15 protein-coding genes are annotated in these 16,685 nt (G+C 67.0%); 7 read left to right on the top strand and 8 right to left on the bottom strand.

Annotated elements, in window-relative coordinates; genetic code table 11:
- The 4 genes from rsmA to ASE70_RS04455 all read right to left on the bottom strand — a co-directional run bounded on the left by rsmA (window position 1) and on the right by ASE70_RS04455 (window position 5,489).
- On the bottom strand, window positions 1-837 hold the full coding sequence (gene rsmA / locus ASE70_RS04470) for a 16S rRNA (adenine(1518)-N(6)/adenine(1519)-N(6))-dimethyltransferase RsmA (RefSeq protein WP_443024830.1): 837 nt from the start codon (window positions 835-837) through the stop codon (window positions 1-3).
- Window positions 834-1,829, bottom strand: a complete 996-nt coding sequence (pdxA, locus tag ASE70_RS04465) for a 4-hydroxythreonine-4-phosphate dehydrogenase PdxA (protein WP_082438967.1) — start codon at window positions 1,827-1,829, stop codon at window positions 834-836. Before pdxA ends, rsmA begins: the two co-directional genes overlap by 4 nt.
- Before the next feature lie 13 nt (window positions 1,830-1,842).
- Window positions 1,843-3,204: a peptidylprolyl isomerase gene (locus ASE70_RS04460; RefSeq protein WP_235519597.1), complete on the bottom strand. Its 1,362-nt coding sequence runs from the start codon at window positions 3,202-3,204 to the stop codon at window positions 1,843-1,845.
- An 86-nt stretch (window positions 3,205-3,290) separates the two neighbouring features.
- Window positions 3,291-5,489, bottom strand: a complete 2,199-nt coding sequence (locus ASE70_RS04455) for an LPS-assembly protein LptD (RefSeq protein WP_235519595.1) — start codon at window positions 5,487-5,489, stop codon at window positions 3,291-3,293.
- A gap of 208 nt (window positions 5,490-5,697) precedes the next feature.
- On the opposite strand from ASE70_RS04455, the gene ASE70_RS04450 reads away from it, so the two are divergent.
- The 3 genes from ASE70_RS04450 (at window position 5,698) to ndk (ending at window position 8,211) form a co-directional block, all read left to right on the top strand.
- Window positions 5,698-7,167, top strand: coding sequence for a leucyl aminopeptidase (locus tag ASE70_RS04450; RefSeq protein ID WP_056501945.1), 1,470 nt, complete (start codon window positions 5,698-5,700; stop codon window positions 7,165-7,167).
- Window positions 7,168-7,276: 109 nt separating this feature from the next.
- Window positions 7,277-7,714: a DNA polymerase III subunit chi gene (locus ASE70_RS04445; protein ID WP_056501813.1), complete on the top strand. Its 438-nt coding sequence runs from the start codon at window positions 7,277-7,279 to the stop codon at window positions 7,712-7,714.
- 74 nt (window positions 7,715-7,788) lie between these two features.
- On the top strand, window positions 7,789-8,211 hold the full coding sequence (ndk, locus tag ASE70_RS04440; RefSeq protein ID WP_056501810.1) for a nucleoside-diphosphate kinase: 423 nt from the start codon (window positions 7,789-7,791) through the stop codon (window positions 8,209-8,211).
- A 264-nt stretch (window positions 8,212-8,475) separates the two neighbouring features.
- Here the strand turns inward: ndk and ASE70_RS04435 are convergent, their stop codons facing one another.
- Genes ASE70_RS04435 through purM form a run of 4 tightly spaced genes read right to left on the bottom strand, consistent with a single transcriptional unit; the run spans window position 8,476 to window position 11,000 of the window.
- Complete coding sequence (locus tag ASE70_RS04435) at window positions 8,476-9,078, bottom strand: hypothetical protein (RefSeq protein WP_156347539.1); 603 nt, start codon at window positions 9,076-9,078, stop codon at window positions 8,476-8,478.
- Entirely contained in the window at window positions 9,075-9,335 is a 261-nt protein-coding gene (locus ASE70_RS04430) for a hypothetical protein (protein WP_056501808.1), read from the bottom strand. The genes ASE70_RS04435 and ASE70_RS04430 overlap by 4 nt, the downstream gene beginning before the upstream one ends.
- Window positions 9,332-9,853, bottom strand: coding sequence for a phosphoribosylglycinamide formyltransferase (gene purN / locus ASE70_RS04425; RefSeq protein ID WP_056501807.1), 522 nt, complete (start codon window positions 9,851-9,853; stop codon window positions 9,332-9,334). Before purN ends, ASE70_RS04430 begins: the two co-directional genes overlap by 4 nt.
- 40 nt (window positions 9,854-9,893) lie before the next feature.
- The gene (purM, locus tag ASE70_RS04420; RefSeq protein WP_056501804.1) at window positions 9,894-11,000 is read right to left on the bottom strand and encodes a phosphoribosylformylglycinamidine cyclo-ligase; all 1,107 of its coding nucleotides are present in this window, start codon (window positions 10,998-11,000) and stop codon (window positions 9,894-9,896) included.
- 59 nt (window positions 11,001-11,059) lie between these two features.
- On the opposite strand from purM, the gene ASE70_RS04415 reads away from it, so the two are divergent.
- The 4 genes from ASE70_RS04415 to ASE70_RS04400 are packed head-to-tail and all read left to right on the top strand — an operon-like array spanning window position 11,060 to window position 16,594.
- Window positions 11,060-12,301, top strand: coding sequence for a hypothetical protein (locus ASE70_RS04415; RefSeq protein WP_056501799.1), 1,242 nt, complete (start codon window positions 11,060-11,062; stop codon window positions 12,299-12,301).
- Window positions 12,298-12,936 (top strand): hypothetical protein, encoded by a 639-nt coding sequence (locus ASE70_RS04410; RefSeq protein ID WP_056501797.1) that lies wholly within the window; start codon window positions 12,298-12,300, stop codon window positions 12,934-12,936. The genes ASE70_RS04415 and ASE70_RS04410 overlap by 4 nt, the downstream gene beginning before the upstream one ends.
- Window positions 12,933-15,107, top strand: a complete 2,175-nt coding sequence (locus ASE70_RS04405; protein ID WP_056399918.1) for an RNA degradosome polyphosphate kinase — start codon at window positions 12,933-12,935, stop codon at window positions 15,105-15,107. The genes ASE70_RS04410 and ASE70_RS04405 overlap by 4 nt, the downstream gene beginning before the upstream one ends.
- Window positions 15,077-16,594, top strand: coding sequence for a Ppx/GppA phosphatase family protein (locus ASE70_RS04400; RefSeq protein ID WP_082438969.1), 1,518 nt, complete (start codon window positions 15,077-15,079; stop codon window positions 16,592-16,594). The genes ASE70_RS04405 and ASE70_RS04400 overlap by 31 nt, the downstream gene beginning before the upstream one ends.
- Window positions 16,595-16,685 lie beyond the last annotated feature (91 nt).

Raw genomic sequence — 16,685 nt, 5'->3', positions numbered from 1 at the left:
TCAGCCCGCGTCCAGTACCCGCGCCATCGCCACGAATTCGGCAACGCTGACCGTTTCCGCGCGACGCGTCGGATCGATGCCGATCGCTTCGGCCGCGTCGATCGCGCCCGGCACCGCCTTCAAACTCTGCCGCAACATCTTGCGTCGCTGTCCGAATGCCGCAGCGGTCAGGCGTTCGAGCGTCTTGAGCGAAACGCCTTCGGGTGCCTCGGTCGGGACGACATGCACCACTGCCGACATGACCTTGGGTGGCGGGGTGAAGGCGCTGCGATGCACCGGCATCGCGATTCGCGCCGCACTGCGCCACTGCGCCAGGACGGCCAGCCGCCCGAACGCGTCGTCATTGGCACTGGCGACGATCCGGTCCGCCACCTCGCGCTGGAACATCAGCGTCAGGCTCTGCCACCACGGTTCCCACGCCGCCGACAGCCAGCCGACGAACAGCGCGGTTCCGACATTATAGGGCAGGTTGGACGCGATATGCGGCCGCCCTTCGAACAACGACGGCGCATCGATTTCTAGGGCGTCGCCCTCGATCACGCGCAGGCGTCCGGGAAACGCTGTACCAAGTTCCTCGAGCGCCGGAATGCAGCGACGGTCGCGCTCGATCGCGGTCACCTTCGCCCCGGCCAGCAACAGCCCGCGGGTCAGACCGCCCGGCCCGGGTCCGACCTCCAGCACTTCCCGATCGTGCAGGTCGCCGGGCACGCGCGCGATCCGGTCGAGCAATTGCTGATCGAACAGGAAATTCTGCCCCAGTGCCTTGTTCGCCGACAGATCGTGCCGCTTGATGACCTCGCGCAGCGGCGGCAAGTCGCCGACCGGGGCGATGCTCACGCGGCGGCCCGGCGGGCGGCGGCTTCGCCCGCCATGCGAATCGCGGCGATCATCGCGCCCGGCTCCGCCATGTCGCGCCCGGCAATGTCGAAGGCGGTGCCATGGTCGGGCGAGGTCCGCACGATCGGCAGGCCCAGCGTGATGTTGACGCCGTCGTCGAAATGCAACGTCTTGATTGGGATCAAAGCCTGATCATGATAGGCGCACAGCGCCGCGTCATATCGCGCCCGCGCGCGGGGATGGAACATGGTGTCGGCGGCCAGCGGGCCGACGATATCGATTCCTTCGGCCTGCAACTGCTCCACCGCGGGCATCATGACGTCGATTTCCTCGCGTCCGATCGCGCCGCCTTCGCCGGCATGCGGATTGAGCCCGGCCAGCGCAAGCCGTGGTGCCTCGATCCCGAAATCGCGGATCAGGCCGCGTGCCGTGACCCGCGCCCGCGCGAGCAACAGCTCCACTGTCAGCACCTGCGGCACGGCCGCCAGTGGTTCGTGGATCGTCACCGGCACCACGCGCAGGGTCGGTCCGGCGAGCATCATCACAGCATTCTCACGCGCCACGCCGCAGCGTTCGGCGACAAATTCGGTCTGCCCCGGATAATCGAAACCGACCCGGTACAGATCGGCCTTGGACACCGGGGCCGTCACCAGCGCCGACGCCGCATCCGATCGCGCCAGCCCCGCCGCCAATTCGAGCGACTGCAATGCGCAACGCGCACCACCGATATCGGGCCGTCCGGGCACGATCGCGTCGTCGTCGACCACCGATATCACCGGCAGCGCACGGCGAAACACGTCGGCGGCATCGCGCGGGTCGTCGATCCGCGCGACCGGCCCGTTCCACACTGCCGATACCGCGCGGACGTCACCGACCGCGAAGAAACAGGGCAGCGTCTCGCCCTCCCGCCGGTCCCATGCCTTGGCGATCACCTCCGGACCGATCCCGGCGGGATCGCCCATCGATACCGCCAGAGGAGCAATTCCCCGCATCGCGCCCGTTCCCTCAGCGATACTCGATCACCGCGTCCCGCCGCAGATCGCGCATCATCCGCTGCGCCCGCAGGTTGACGCGTTCCTGCTCCAGTCCCTGCTGGATCTGCGCCGCACTCGGCAAGGCGCCGTTGCGCGCGTCTTCGCGACCGCACAGCACCAGCACGCGCACGCCGTCCTTGGGCGAACCGAAGGGCGGGGTCGCCTGTCCGACGTTCAGCTTCAGGATGATTTCCTGCAGCGCCGGCGGCAGGCTGCGGACGGTCACCGCGTCGTTGTCGACGATTTCCGCCTTTTGCGCCTGCGCGATCTTGGTCGCGTCGCCGCACCCGCGGATCGTCTGGGTCGCTTCGGTGAAGGCCGCGACCTTGGCGCTCGCCTGCGCCTCGGTCGTGCCGGCGGGGAAGGGCAGGAACAACTGCCGCAGCGCCAGCTTGGCATCGCGCGGATCGGCGGTCAGCACCTGCCGCTTGTCGGTCAGATACAGGATCGAATAGCCGCCCGGTACCTCGATCGGCCCGGCGATCTGCCCGACCTGCATCTGTTGCGCGGCCCGCTGCAACGGGTCGGGCAGCATGTTCAGCCGCACGAAGCCCAGATCGCCACCGACCGCACGGGTCGACGCTTCGGAGAAATTGCGCGCGAAATATTCGAACGGCGCGCCCTGCCGGATCTGCTCGATCATCTTCGTCATGCCCGCCTGCACCTCGGCGGCGCGGTCGGGCGTGGCGCTCATATAGATTTCGCGCAGGCTGTATTCTTCCGCGCCTTTGGATTCCTCCATGCGCTTGATGACGGCGGCGACTTCCTCCTCGCCGACATTCACGAACGGCTCGACCTGCCGCCGCAGCAACCGGCTCCACGCCAGCTCGCCCTCGATCTGCCGCCGGAGCGAACGATCCGACGACCCGACGGTCCGCAGATAGGCGCGCAATTGCTCGGGCGTCTGGTTGAAGCGCTGCTTGGCCAGCCGGTTGAAGCTCTGTTCCAGCTCGGCCGGCGTGACGGTGATGTCCTTCGCCTTCGCCTGCTGGATCTGCAGCGTTTCGTCGATCAACTGGCGCACGACCTGCTGGCGCAGCACCTCGCGGTCCGCGTCGCTGAGCTTGAAATCGTTCAGCGCGACGATCAGCGCCATCCGCTGGTCGACATCGGTGCCGGTCAGCACCGTATCGTTCACGATCGCGGTCGGCTTGCGGATATTCGGGTCGAGTTTCCCGAAGATGATCGGGTTGCCCGGCAGGTTCAGGTTGGCCCCGGGCACCTCCTGTCCGTCGCTGACGGTCTGTGCCGCCAGCGTGGCGGCGGCGGCGATCGCGACGAATCCGGCGATCGAACGGCCGATGCGGCCGACATTCACGATGTTGTTGGTCACTTGGTCGTCATATCCCATGCGCGCGAAATCAGGGCGGTGCCGCACCATTCGGGCAAATTCATGACCCGCCGCGCCTGAACAGGGCCTTATCGCCCAAGGTTCTTCAATGCCAGCGTTACCAGATAGCTGCTACCGCTGCGCGCGTCGCCGATCCGCTGGTAATCGCGCTTCCACGTCAGCCCCAGCCGCAGACAGTCGTCCTCATACTGGACGCCCAGCCGGTGACGGATCGGATCATAACCATCGGACAGCGATAGCGAATCCTCCGATTTGTCGGTCAGGTCGACCGTCGCCGATCCGAACGCCGACCAGAATGGGCCGTACGCGACGCGACCCGCAAAGCGGATTTCCTCGCGGTCCTGCAAATCTTCGAGTTCGTCGATATCGCGATTGAGCCGGAGATAGCCGACCTGAAGGTACGTCCGACGGCTGCCGACCGTCGCGTCCAGTTCGTTGCGGCGAATCTTCAACCCGTCCTTGTCGAGCCGGTAGCGATGGGTGAAGCTGACCAGTTCGCGGAACCGGATATCGGTCCGCCCGACGATATCGGACCAGCGATCGTCCAGCCCGGTGCCGCTCGGCAGGATGCTGGCACGCTCGCTCGCGCGGTAGCTCTGGCCGACCGTCGCCGCCACCGTCACGCCGGGCAAGTCGAGCGCATAGTCGAGGCCGTAGGTGATGCGCGACGAATCCTCGAACCGGTCATATCCGGCAAAGCGATTCAGCGCGAACAGGTTCGAATCCTCGAGGTCGACGGCGCGGGCATCCTCGTTCGGGACCGCCAGATTCGCGATCTTCGGCGAAGCCACCAGCTGCACGCGCGGGCTGATCCGCTGCGTACCCGACCCGAGCGGCCCGACGAACGGCCAGCGAATATCGATCGCCGCCGCCGCGATACCACGCGGGGTGAGGCCCTCGTCGCCGCGATAGCTCAGCACCGCGGTATCGATCGTATCATGCGCATTATACACGTCGCCGCGCGCATAGGCGGTAAACGTCACTTCCTGCCCCAGCGGCGTGTAGCGCGTCAGGTCCCAGCGCGCGGCGGCAAAGGCGCGCTGCGTATCCTGCCCTTCGCTGCGGCCGATCGCCAGCGTGTTGAGCTGCACCTGCGCGACCCCGCCCAGCAGGCCGTTGAACCGGCGGCGGTAATCGAGTTCGGGCAATGCGACCGGCTGCATCCCCTGATCGTCGCCGACCCGCAGCGTCTGCACCGCCCAACCGCTGATCGTCAGCATCGAATCGCGATCGATCCGCTCGACCGTCACGTTGTTGCGCAGGCGATCGTCGCGCGATATGTCGTAGCGGCGCAGGAACGTCTGGTCGGTGGTATAGCGCAGCGATCCCGACACCGCCCAGTTCGGATCGAGCTGGAACCGCCCGACCGCGTCGAGATAGCCGCGAAACGACTGTTCGCTGCCGGTCGGCACGATGCCGAGGACCAGATCGTCGCTCCGCCGGCTGACCGTGGCATAGCCCTGTACCCGATACGCGCCGTTCGTCGTCAGCGCGCGATACTCGCCCTGCACCATCGGCAGGACCGCGGTGTAGACGTGCGGCGTGATCGTCAGGTCGCGATTGGGCGCGAGGTTGAAATAATAGGGGACCGCGACCTCGACCCCGTTGACTCGGTCGAGCCGGATCGACGGTGCCAGCAGCCCCGAATCACTGCCCTCGCCGATCGAATGCGAAAAGGACGGCAAGGGAATGGTCGGCAGGCCGAAGATCGTCAGCCCTGCGCCGGTATAGCGGATGCGCTTGCGCTCCGGATCGTAGCGGACCCGGATCGCGGTGATCTTCCACGACGGTTCCTTCGGACAGCCCGCCGAATTGGTCACCGAACACGGGGTGTAGGCCGCACTCTCGACCGTCACGACGCCGTTTTCGGACCGGGTGCCGCGTTTCGCAGCGATCCGCCCGCCTTCGTCGAGCACGACCAGCATATTGTCGACCACGCCGTCCTTCAGCGTGTCGGTCAGTTCGATCCGGTCGCCATAGGCGATGTCGCCCTGCGGGTTGGTCACCGCGATATTGCCGTCCGCCACGACCTGGCCGGACTTGCGGTTCCACGTCACGCGGTCGGCACGCAGCCGGTTGCCGTCGCGCAGCAGGCGAACCTCGCCGCTGGCGGTGACGATATCGGCGTTGCTGTCATATTCCAGCAGGTCCGACGAGAAATCGATCTGGTCGCTGGTCGGCGGGGTCGGCAGCGCCTGTTCGGGCGCGGGCGGCGGCGCGGCCCGATCCTGCAGGTCCTGCGCAAAGGCCGGCCCTCCGAACGCCAACGTCAACCCAAGGGCAAGTGACCCGATCGAACGCACCACTAGTCCCGCTTCCCCAGCACCGTCGCCGCCCCATGGCGAGCCTGTCGCCCGTGCCTATCGCATCGTGCAGCCGGAACCGCAATCGCCGTCCACCCGCTTTACCTGCCCACGCCCCGCGGCCTAGAAGCGATCAGCGCCGATGCGCCAGCGTAGAAGGAAGTGCATGTCGATCTCGATCCAGTTCGCCCCCGACCGGGGAACCGCCGCCGCCCTCGTCCTGCCCGTCGCTACGGGAGGGCTCGACCGGATAGCCGTGGCCGGGTTGGACGATGCGACCGCCACCTTGGTCGCCGGTGCCGCCCGTGCCGGCCGGTTCGAGGGGGAAGCCGGTTCGATGGCCGAAATCTTCGTCCCCGGCGAAGGCGACAGCGCCAACCGCGTCATCCTGCTCGGCATCGGTGCCGGTGACGGCGCGGCGCTGGAAAAGGCGGGCGGCGCGCTGACCGGGCGGTTCCTGCTGTCGGGGCTGACCGACCTGACCGTCGATTTCGCGGGTACCGAAGCATCAGTGGCATCGGTCGCGCGCTTCGCGGCGACGGCTGCCCAGCGCGGCTGGCGGCAGGACGGCTATCGCACCAGGCAACCCGAAAAATCGAAGCCGACGCTGACGACGATCACCATCGCCAACGCGCCCGAGGGGATCGACGATGCGTTCGTCGCCGCCGATGCGATCACGCAGGGGATGGACTTGACCCGCACGCTGGTCACCGATCCGCCGAATATCCTCTACCCCGTCAGCTTCGTCGAAAAATGCCGCGAACTGGCCGAACTGGGCATCGAACTGACCATCCTCGACGAACGGCAGATGGCCGAACTCGGCATGGGCGCGCTGCTCGGTGTCAGCCTTGGCTCGGAAAAGGAAGCACGCCTGCTGGCGATGCGCTGGAACGGAAAGGGTGAGGGCGATGTCGACCTCGCGCTGGTCGGCAAGGGTGTGACCTTCGACACCGGCGGTATCTCGCTCAAGCCCGGACCCGGCATGGAGGACATGAAGTGGGATATGGGCGGCGCGGGTGCCGTCGCCGGAACGATGAAGGTGCTGGCCACGCGCAAGGCAAAGGCCAATGTCGTCGGCGTCGTCGGGCTGGTCGAGAACATGCCCGATGGCAAGGCAATGCGCCCCGGCGACGTCATCACCAGCATGTCGGGCCAGACGATCGAGGTACTCAACACCGATGCCGAAGGACGCCTCGTTCTGTGCGACGTGCTGACCTGGGTCCAGAAGACGCATTCGCCAAAGACGATCGTCGATCTCGCCACGCTGACCGGCGCGATGATCGTCTCGCTCGGCAGCGAACATGGCGGAATGTTCGCCAATGACGATTCGCTGGCCGACCAGCTGCTGGCCGCATCGCGCGAATCGGGCGACCTGTTGTGGCGCTTCCCGCTGTCGCCTGCCTATGACAAGCTGATCGACAGCCCGATCGCCGACATGAAGAATATCGGGCCGCGCGGTGCCGGGTCGATCACCGCCGCGCAGTTCCTGAAGCGGTATATCGACGACGGCGTGCGCTGGGCGCATCTCGATATCGCCGGGATGGTATGGGCGGACAAGCCCGGCAACCACCACGACAAGGGCGCGACCGGCTTCGGCGTGCGCCTGCTCGACCGGTTCGTTACGGATCACTTCGAACAGTAACGTCATTCCCGCGGAGGCGGGAATCCATACACGCTGAGGTTGCGGCTCTATCGTAATCGTCAGCGAATATGGGTTCCCGCCTGCGCGGGAACGACGCGTGGACGCGGACATGAAAGTCGACTTCTACCACCTGACCCGCAGCCCGCTCGATCGCGTGCTCCCGCGCATCGCCGCCCGGCTCCACGGTGACGGCGAGCGGCTGCTGCTGGTGTCCGACGATGCCAACCAGCGCCGCGATCTCGACATGCTGCTATGGACCTATGCGCCCGACAGCTTCCTGCCGCACGCGCAGGCCGGGGCAGGGGACGACAGCCGGCAAGCGGTCCTGATCGCCGCCGACGTCACCCCCGCCAACGCCGCGCGCAACATCGCGATCGTCGACGGGCAGTGGCGCGACGCGGCGCTGACCTTCGACCGCGCGTTTCACTTCTTCGGCGAAGACCATATCGCTTCTGCCCGCAGCGCATGGAAAGCCTTGGCCGAGCGCGATGGCGTCGAACGCCGGTACTGGCGGCAAGGCGACAATGGTTGGGAGCAGGCGGCGTAACGCTTGCCTGCCGCGCGGTGCCCGACTAGGGGGACCGTCAACTTCCAACCAGCAACGCAGGAGCTGCGACCACCATGGCCGCCACCCGTACCTTTTCGATCATCAAGCCCGATGCGACCCGCCGCAACCTGACCGGTGCCGTCACCAAGATGCTGGAGGAAGCCGGCCTGCGCGTCGTCGCTTCGAAGCGCATCCAGATGACCCGTGAACAGGCCGAAGGCTTTTACGGCGTGCACCGCGAGCGTCCGTTCTTCAACGACCTGGTGTCGTTCATGATTTCGGGTCCGGTCGTCGTGCAGGTTCTCGAAGGCGAAAACGCCGTCCAGAAGAACCGCGACATCATGGGCGCGACCAACCCGGCGAACGCCGACGCCGGCACGATCCGCAAGGAACTGGCCGAATCGATCGAAGCCAATTCGGTCCATGGGTCGGATTCCGAAGAGAATGCGAAGATCGAAATCGACTTCTTCTTCAAGCCCGAAGAGATCGTCGGCTGATTGATCGGCTGATTGACGGGAAAGGCCCGCTTCCGATGAGGAGGCGGGCCTTTTTTTGTCGCTAAGGCGCGGCTGCAATACCTGCCCAGCACGAACGGATGGGGACAAAACCGCCCCATTCTCCCATCCCGTTCGGTTCGAGCAGCTTCGAGCTTGTCGAGAAGCGTCCGTCGAGAACGGCTTGCTTGGGGCACCGCCTTCTCGACTACGGTTCTCGGCAGGCTCGAAGCGAACGGGAGTGGAGGAATAAAGGGGCTGAACAGCCTAAACCGCCAACCGCCCCAATTCCTGCGCCCACAGCGTATCCAGCCGCCGGCCAACCCCCGCGGTAGCGCCTTCCAACCGTGCGAGGGCTACCAGCTTCAGCGACCGGCCACCAACTACCCGTCCGTGCGTGGCGAACACCAGGTCATAGATCGCACTCGAACGGTGCTGCGTATCGCCGTCCCACCAGACCGCCGTTACCGCGACGGGCAACCGGCCCTCCAGCGCGTCGGTGCCGCCGTCGGTGATTGCCAGCAGCGGCGCGCGCACCCAGTCTGCCGCAATCGCCACGTCGCCGACCGCCGACTTCGGTGCCACCTTCAGCGCCGGCGGAAAGCGCACCTCTATCCTCTCGATCCGTCGGTCTGCCGCGCTCAGGGCAAGTCGTTCGCCGTCATTCTCCGGTGTCGCAGTCAGGGCGAGGGCAGCCCGCGCCTTCACCGACGACGCCCGTTCGGCTGTCCGCTCCGCCTCGGCCGAGCGGCGCTCCGATACATTGTTCCACAGCGTCAGTCCGCCGATGACCACGCCAGCCACTGCTACACCCTCGGCAAGCGTGATCCAGCGCCTCCGTTCGGCTCGCGCTTCTTCGGCGTCGCTCACCGCCCGCCCGCTTCCAGCAATCCACGCGGTGCTGCCAGTTCCCACGCATGGGCAACGGCATCCTCGACCGCGACTGGATCGCTATCGGCGTCGATCTCCGTCCAGCCATCGTCGCCGCGCACGGTCGTGCTGTCGCCCACGATCCGCACGAAATCATTGCCTTCGACCGAGAAGACCGTCGCCTCACCCGCGTCGCGCTCTTCGGTGGCGGGCAACACCTTCACGGCTTCACGGATACGGTCGAGCATCTCGGTCATCGCGTCACAAACTCCGCCAAGGTTGATGGGTAGAGGCGGTGTTCCTCCACCAGCACCCGCGCCGCAAGGGTATCGGGCGTATCGTCGGGCAGGATGGGAACGCGCGCCTGCGCCAATACGCTCCCGGCATCCAGCTCTTCGTTCACGACATGGACCGAACATCCCGCGTGTGTCTCGCCGGCCGCGATCGCACGCGCATGGGTGTCGAGCCCCTTGTACGCGGGCAGCAACGACGGATGGATATTGACGATCCGGTCGCGCCACGCCGCAACGAACGCGCCCGACAACAGCCGCATATAGCCCGCCAGCGCGATGGTCTCGACCCCCGCCGCCCGCAGCGCGCCGTCGATCGCCGCTTCATAGTCCGCCTTGGGGATGCCGCGCGGCGAATGGGCGAAGGTCGCGATACCCTGTTCGGCGGCGTGGGTCAGGCCGGCGGCATCGGGCTTGTCCGACGCCACAAGAACGATTTCGTACGGACAGTCCTCCGCGCGTGCCGCCGCGATCAGCGCCGCCATATTCGATCCCCGCCCCGAAATCAGGACGCCGACGCGGTGTTTAGCCAAGGTGCGTCGCGCTCCAGTCGGCACGGGCGCTCCACGTCCCCGCGCTACCCTTGACGGTGCAACCTTGGTCACCCGCATCGACCGTACCGATCCGCACGACCGTCTCGCCCGCATCCGCCAGCGCCGCCGCAACCGCATCGGCGTCCTCGGCCGACACCAGCACCGCCATGCCAATCCCGCAGTTGAACGTCCGCGCCATCTCGCCCGGCTCGATATTGCCCTGCGCTTGCAGGAACGCCATCAGCCGCGACTGTTCCCACGCATCGGCATCGACCGTCGCGTGCGCGCCCTCGGGCAGCACGCGCGGAATATTCTCCAGCAACCCGCCGCCGGTAATATGCGCCAGCCCATGGATGCGCCCCGCGCGCAGCAGCGGCAGCAGCGACTGCACGTAAATCCTGGTCGGTGCCATCAGCGCGTCGATCAGCAGCACGTCCTGATCGAACAGGGCAGGGCGGTCGAGCTTCCACCCCTTGTCCGCCGCCAGCCGCCGGACCAGCGAAAAACCGTTCGAATGCACGCCCGACGATGCCAGCCCGAGAATGACGTCGCCGACCGCGACCTTGTCGCCGGTCAGCAACTGCTCACGCTCGACCGCACCGACGCAGAAGCCCGCCAGATCGTAATCGCCATCGGCATACATGCCCGGCATTTCCGCCGTCTCGCCCCCGATCAGCGCGCACCCCGCCTGCCGGCACCCTTCCGCGATCGACGCGACGACCCGCTCGGCGGTATCGGCGACCAGCTTGGCGCAAGCGTAATAATCGAGGAAGAACAGCGGCTCGGCACCCTGTACGATCAGGTCGTTGGCGCACATCGCGACCAGATCGATGCCGACCCCGTCATGCGCGTCGTGTTCGATCGCCAGCTTCAGCTTGGTCCCCACGCCGTCATTGGCCGCGACCAGCAGCGGGTCCTTGAACCCGGCTGCCTTGGGGTCGAACACCCCGCCGAAGCCGCCCAGTTCGGCATCGGCCCCCGGCCGCCGCGTCGACTTCGCCAGCGGCCCGATGGCGCGCACCAGGGCATTGCCCGCCGCGATCGAGACGCCTGCCTGTGCGTAGGTATAGCCGCCGCCGCGGTCCGCTTCGTTGCTCATGACGCCCGGTTAGCCACATCGCGCTTGGATTTCCACGCCTGCTTCGTCAAAAGGCGCGCATGACTTTGGTTCAGCCCCGCCGCATCCTTGCCGCCCTCGCATTGGGCGTGGTCGCGACCGGGGCGGTCGTGGCGCAGCAGGGCGGCGTCGCGGCGGTCGACGGATCGGGCAGTTTCGAGGTGAACGGCGTCCGCGTCGACGTCGCCGGTACCTCGGCAGACGCCGCGCGCACCGCCGGCTGGCGGCTGGCCCAGCGCAAGGGCTGGCAGATGCTGTCGCAGCGGCTGACCGGACAGGCGCGCTCGCTGCCCGACGGCACGCTCGATTCGCTCGTCACCAGCATCGTCGTCGAAAGCGAACAGATCGGTCCGAACCGCTACATCGCCCGGCTGGGCGTGCTGTTCAATCGCGGCCGCGCCGCATCGATCCTCGGCATCGCCGGCGTGTCCGAACGCAGCCCGGCGATGCTGGTCGTGCCGCTGATGTGGGACGGCGGCACCGGTACCGTATTCGAACGGGCGACGCCGTGGCAGGCGGCATGGGCGCGCTTCCGCACCGGCGGCAGCGTCATGGACTATGTCCGCCCCAGCGGCACCGGTGCCGATGGCCTGCTGCTCAACGCCGGACAGGTCACGCGCCGCGGGCGCGGCTGGTGGCGCACCGTGCTCAACCAATATGGCGCGTCCGACGTGCTGATCCCGCAGGTGCGCCTCTATCGCCAATGGCCCGGCGGCCCGGTGATCGGCACCTTCACCGCCGGCTTTGGCCCCGACAACCGCCTGCTCGGCAGCTTCTCGCTGCGCGTCAATCAGGGGGATGCGGTGCCGGCCTTGCTGGACGAAGGGGTCCGCCGGCTCGACGCGCTGTATCAACAGGGTCTGCGCAGCGGGATGCTGCGCCCCGATCTGGTGCTGGCGGCACCGCCGCCGGGCAGCATGGTCTTGCCCGACGAAGTCGACCTGATCGATCCGACGATCACCGAACCCGGCATCGGTCCGACGCCGCTGCCGACCGGTGAGAGCGTCACCCTGTCGATCCAGGCGGATACCCCGACCGTCGCCGCCGTCGAATCGACCGAAGCCGCGCTGCGATCGGTCCCCGGCGTCCGCTCGGCAGCAACCTCCAGCCTCGCGCTCGGCGGCGTATCGGTGCTGCGCGTGACCTTCGACGGCGATGTCGCCATCCTCACCGCCGCGCTCGAATCGCGCGGCTGGCAGGTCCAGCAGGGGGAGGGGGCACTGCGCATCCGCCGCCGCGCCGCCGCCACCGCGCCCACTCTGCCGAGTGCGCCGCAGGGATGACGACGCTGTCTCGCGGTACGGTTCAGCTTACCCTGCCATTGGAACTGCCAGTCGGTGCCCGGCAGGACCTGTTCCTCGTCGGGCCGTCGAACGAAGCCGCCGTCCATCATCTCGACCATTTCGCGACCTGGCCGGTCCATGCCGCACTGCTGGTCGGCCCGCGCAAATCGGGACGCACGCTGCTGGCGCGGCTGTTCGCAGCCAAGAGCGGCGGCACGATCGCCGACGATGCCGACCGATGGAGCGAGGCCGATCTGTTCCACGCATGGAACCGGGCGCAGGGCGAGGCGCGCCCGCTGCTGATCGTCGCCGACGCCGCGCCGCCGATCTGGCGGATCGGCCTGCCCGACCTGCGCTCGCGGATCAATGCGACGCCGGTACTGCGGCTCGAAGCACCCGACGATGTGCTGATCGAAACACTGCTGCAATATCTCTTCGACAGGAAGGAACTCGTCGCCGCGCCCGATCTGGTGCGCTGGCTTGCCCGCCGCGTCGAACGAAGCCACCTTGCGGTGCTTCGCATCGTCGAGGCTTTGGAGGAAGATGCCATGTTGCGCTCGACGCGCCGTCTGACCGTTCCCGCCGCGCGCGTCGCGCTGACCGGTAACCCGCTGCTGCTGGACCGACTGCTGTGAACGATCCCGTCCCCTCCGCCCGCACCACCGTCGCCGCCGCGCCCGAGGCCCGCTATTTCAACCGCGAACTGTCGTGGCTGGCGTTCAACCGCCGCGTGCTGGACGAAGCGTGCAATCCCGATCACCCGCTGCTCGAACGGCTGCGCTTCCTGTCGATTTCGGCGACCAATATCGATGAATTCTTCATGGTCCGCGTTGCGGGTCTGAAAGGGCAGCAGATGCAGGAGGTCGGCCACGAATCGGTCGACGGCCTGACCCCGTCGCAGCAACTGGCGGCGATCACCGTCGACGCCGCCGGGCTGGTCGACAGCCAGCAGCGCATCTGGCGCGATATCGCCGCACGATTGGCCGATGCCGACATCCTCGTGCTCGGTGCCGACGAAATCCATGGCGAGACCGAGGAATGGCTCGCCCGCTATTTCCGGGAACAGGTGTTTCCGGTGCTGACCCCGCAGGCGCTCGATCCGGCACACCCGTTCCCGTTCATCCCGAACCTCGGTTCGGCGATGCTGTTCGACCTGATCCGCCGGTCGGACGATGTCGAGGTGCGCGAGGTCGTGCTGCTGCCCCCGGCGATGCCACGCTTCGTCCGCCTGCCGGGCAAGACCGCGCGCTATGTCGCGATCGAAACCGTGCTGCGCCATTTCTCGGGCCTGTTCTTCCCCGGTTACACGGTGCGCGCATCCGCCGCCTTCCGCGTCATCCGCGACAGCGATATCGAACTCGAGGAAGAGGCCGAGGATCTGGTCCTCTATTTCCGCACCGCGATCAAACGCCGTCGTCGCGGCCGGATCATCCGGTTGGAAATCGAATCCGGTATTTCCGACGAACTGGTCCAGCTGCTGCGGGACGAAATGGGCGGCAGCGATGCGCTCATCACCGAAACCGGCGGGTTCCTTGGCATCGGCGACCTCGCGATGCTGGTCGCCGAAGATCGGCCCGACCTGAAATTTCCGCCGTTCAGCCCGCGCTTCCCCGAACGCATCCGCGAATATGGCGGCGATTGTTTCGCGGCGATCCGCGCGAAAGACATCGTCGTCCACCACCCGTATGAAACCTTCGACGTGGTACTCGCCTTCCTCAAGCAAGCCGCCGCGGACCCCGATGTCGTCGCGATCAAGCAGACGCTGTACCGCGCGGGCAAGCAATCCGCCGTCGTCGCGGCGTTGGTCGCCGCCGCCGAGGCCGGCAAGTCGGTGACCGCCGTCGTCGAACTCAAGGCCCGGTTCGACGAGGAACAGAATCTCAACCTCGCCTCGGTCCTCGAACGCGCCGGCGTGCAGGTCGTCTATGGCTTCATCGAGTGGAAGACCCACGCCAAGATCTCGATGGTCGTCCGGCGCGAGGAACAGGGCTATCGCACCTATTGCCACTTCGGCACCGGCAATTATCATCCGATCACCGCGCGCATCTACACCGACCTCAGCTTCTTCACCGCCGATCCGGTGATCGGGCGCGATGCGGCGCAGGTGTTCAACTACATCACCGGCTATGTCGAACCGCAGGCGCTGCAACAGCTTGCCATTTCCCCACGCGACCTTCGCGACCGGCTGGAGGCGCTGATCGAGGGCGAGATACAGACCGCCCGCGCCGGTGGCGACGGTTCGATCTGGCTGAAGATGAACTCGCTGGTCGACCCGGCACTGATCGACAAGCTGTACGAGGCATCGGCGGCAGGCGTGCAGATCGACCTGATCGTCCGCGGCATCTGCTGCCTGCGGCCAGGCGTGCCGGGCATGTCGGACAACATCCGCGTCAAATCGGTCGTTGGCCGGTTCCTTGAACACAGTCGCATCTATTGCTTCGGCAATGGGCAGGCGCTGCCGAACGACGACGCGCTGATCTATGTGTCGTCCGCCGACTGGATGCCGCGCAACTTCGACCGCCGCGTCGAATATCTGCTGCCGATCACCAACCCGACCGTCCACGATCAGGTTCTCGATCAGGTCATGGTCGCCAATCTGCTCGATACCGAACAGAGCTGGGACCTTGGCCCCGATGGCAGCTATCGCCGGATGGCGAAGGGCGACAAGCCGTTCAATTTGCACCGTTATTTCATGACCAATCCGTCGCTGTCCGGGCGCGGCGCGGCGATCGAGAGCGGTGCTGCCACCGTACCGCAAAAACTGTCGCTGCGTGCATGGCGGGCGGCCCGGGAAGGAACGACGTGATCCGATTGCCGTGGAGCCGCCCCGCCACCATCGCGCACAGTGCGATCATCGACATCGGGTCGAACTCGATCCGCCTGGTCGTCTATGGCGGGCCGGACCGCATTCCGGCAACGCTGTTCAATGAAAAGGTGCTGGCCGGTCTCGGCCGGTCGCTCGCCGAAACGGGGACGATCGACGCCGATGCGTTTCGCGTCGCCGGGGCGGCACTCGCCCGCTTCGCATGGCTGGCCCGCGAGATGCAGGTCGATGTCGTCCGCACCGTCGCGACTGCTGCCGTCCGCGACGCCAGCAACGGCCCCGACCTGATCGCGCTGGCTGAACGATACGGTCTGACCGTCGAGACCCTGTCGGGCGAGGAAGAGGCGCAGGCCGCCGGTCACGGCGTATTGTCCGCGATCCCCGATGCCGACGGCATCGTCGGCGACCTTGGCGGCGGCAGTCTCGAACTGGTTCGGGTGAAGGGCGGCAAGCTCGGCGACCGGGTGTCGTTTCCGCTGGGCGTGTTGCGCATCGGCGCGATCCGCGAACGTCGCGCGGGCGAACTCGATCGCACGGTGCAGCGGATGGTGCGCGACGCCGGGTGGACCGGGCGGGGGCAGGGGTTGCCCTTCTACATGGTCGGCGGGTCCTGGCGCGCGCTCGCCCGGCTCGACATGCATCATACCGGCTATCCGCTGCCGATCGCGCACGGCTATTCGATTTCATTAGCCCGTATCAATGTGTTGCGGAAGATTCTTGCCGAAGTTCCTCGTACCGATCTGAAGGCGGTGCCGAACCTGTCGGGGGGGCGTGTGCCGACGCTCGACAATGCCACCTCGGTTCTTGCCGCGATGACGAAGCATCTCGGATCGGCGACGACGATGGTGTCCGCCTATGGCTTGCGCGAGGGGTTGCTCTACGCCGCCTTGCCCGCCGACGTCCGCGCGCAGGACCCGTTGCTGATCGCCGCGCATGACGAGGGTGCCCGGCAGGGCCGCTTCGCCGAACATGGCGACCTGCTGCACAAATGGATCGCGCCGCTGTTTCCGCAGGACGATCCGGCGATGGTCCGGCTGCGCCATGCCGCCTGCCTGCTCGCCGATGTGGGCTGGCATGCGAATCCCGAATTTCGCGCCGAGCGCGGTGTCGAAATCGCCTTGCACGGCAATTGGGTCGCGATCGACGCCGCCGGCCGCGCGATCGTTGCGCAGGCGCTGTACAGCTGCCTTGGCGGCGGCGGGGATGCCGCACCCGACCCGCTGCCCCGGCTTGCCCCGGCCGCAGCACTGTCCGCCGCCCATCGCTGGGGACTCGCCATGCGTCTCGGTCAACGCCTGAGCGGTGGCGTCGCCGCGCCGCTCCAGCGCACCGACCTGCGGCGCGGCCGGGGTCAGGTCGAACTGGTCGTGCCCGCCCGCGACACCGCGCTCTATGGGGAAGCCGTGCAGAAGCGGCACAAGGCGCTGGCGACCGCGCTCGGTATGGAGGCCGCGCTGGTCACGACCTGAAGCGCTTTCCTACACGCTCCCGATTTGCGACCTCCGGCCGCTCTTTCGACCGCCCGAATCACGAACCCGCCTGCACCAGTCGCTCGGCGCG

The organism is Sphingomonas sp. Leaf22, from assembly GCF_001421715.1.
Lineage (GTDB): Bacteria > Pseudomonadota > Alphaproteobacteria > Sphingomonadales > Sphingomonadaceae > Sphingomonas.
Note: the sequence above shows the minus strand (reverse complement) of the source record. Positions and strands in the feature narration are given on the sequence as shown.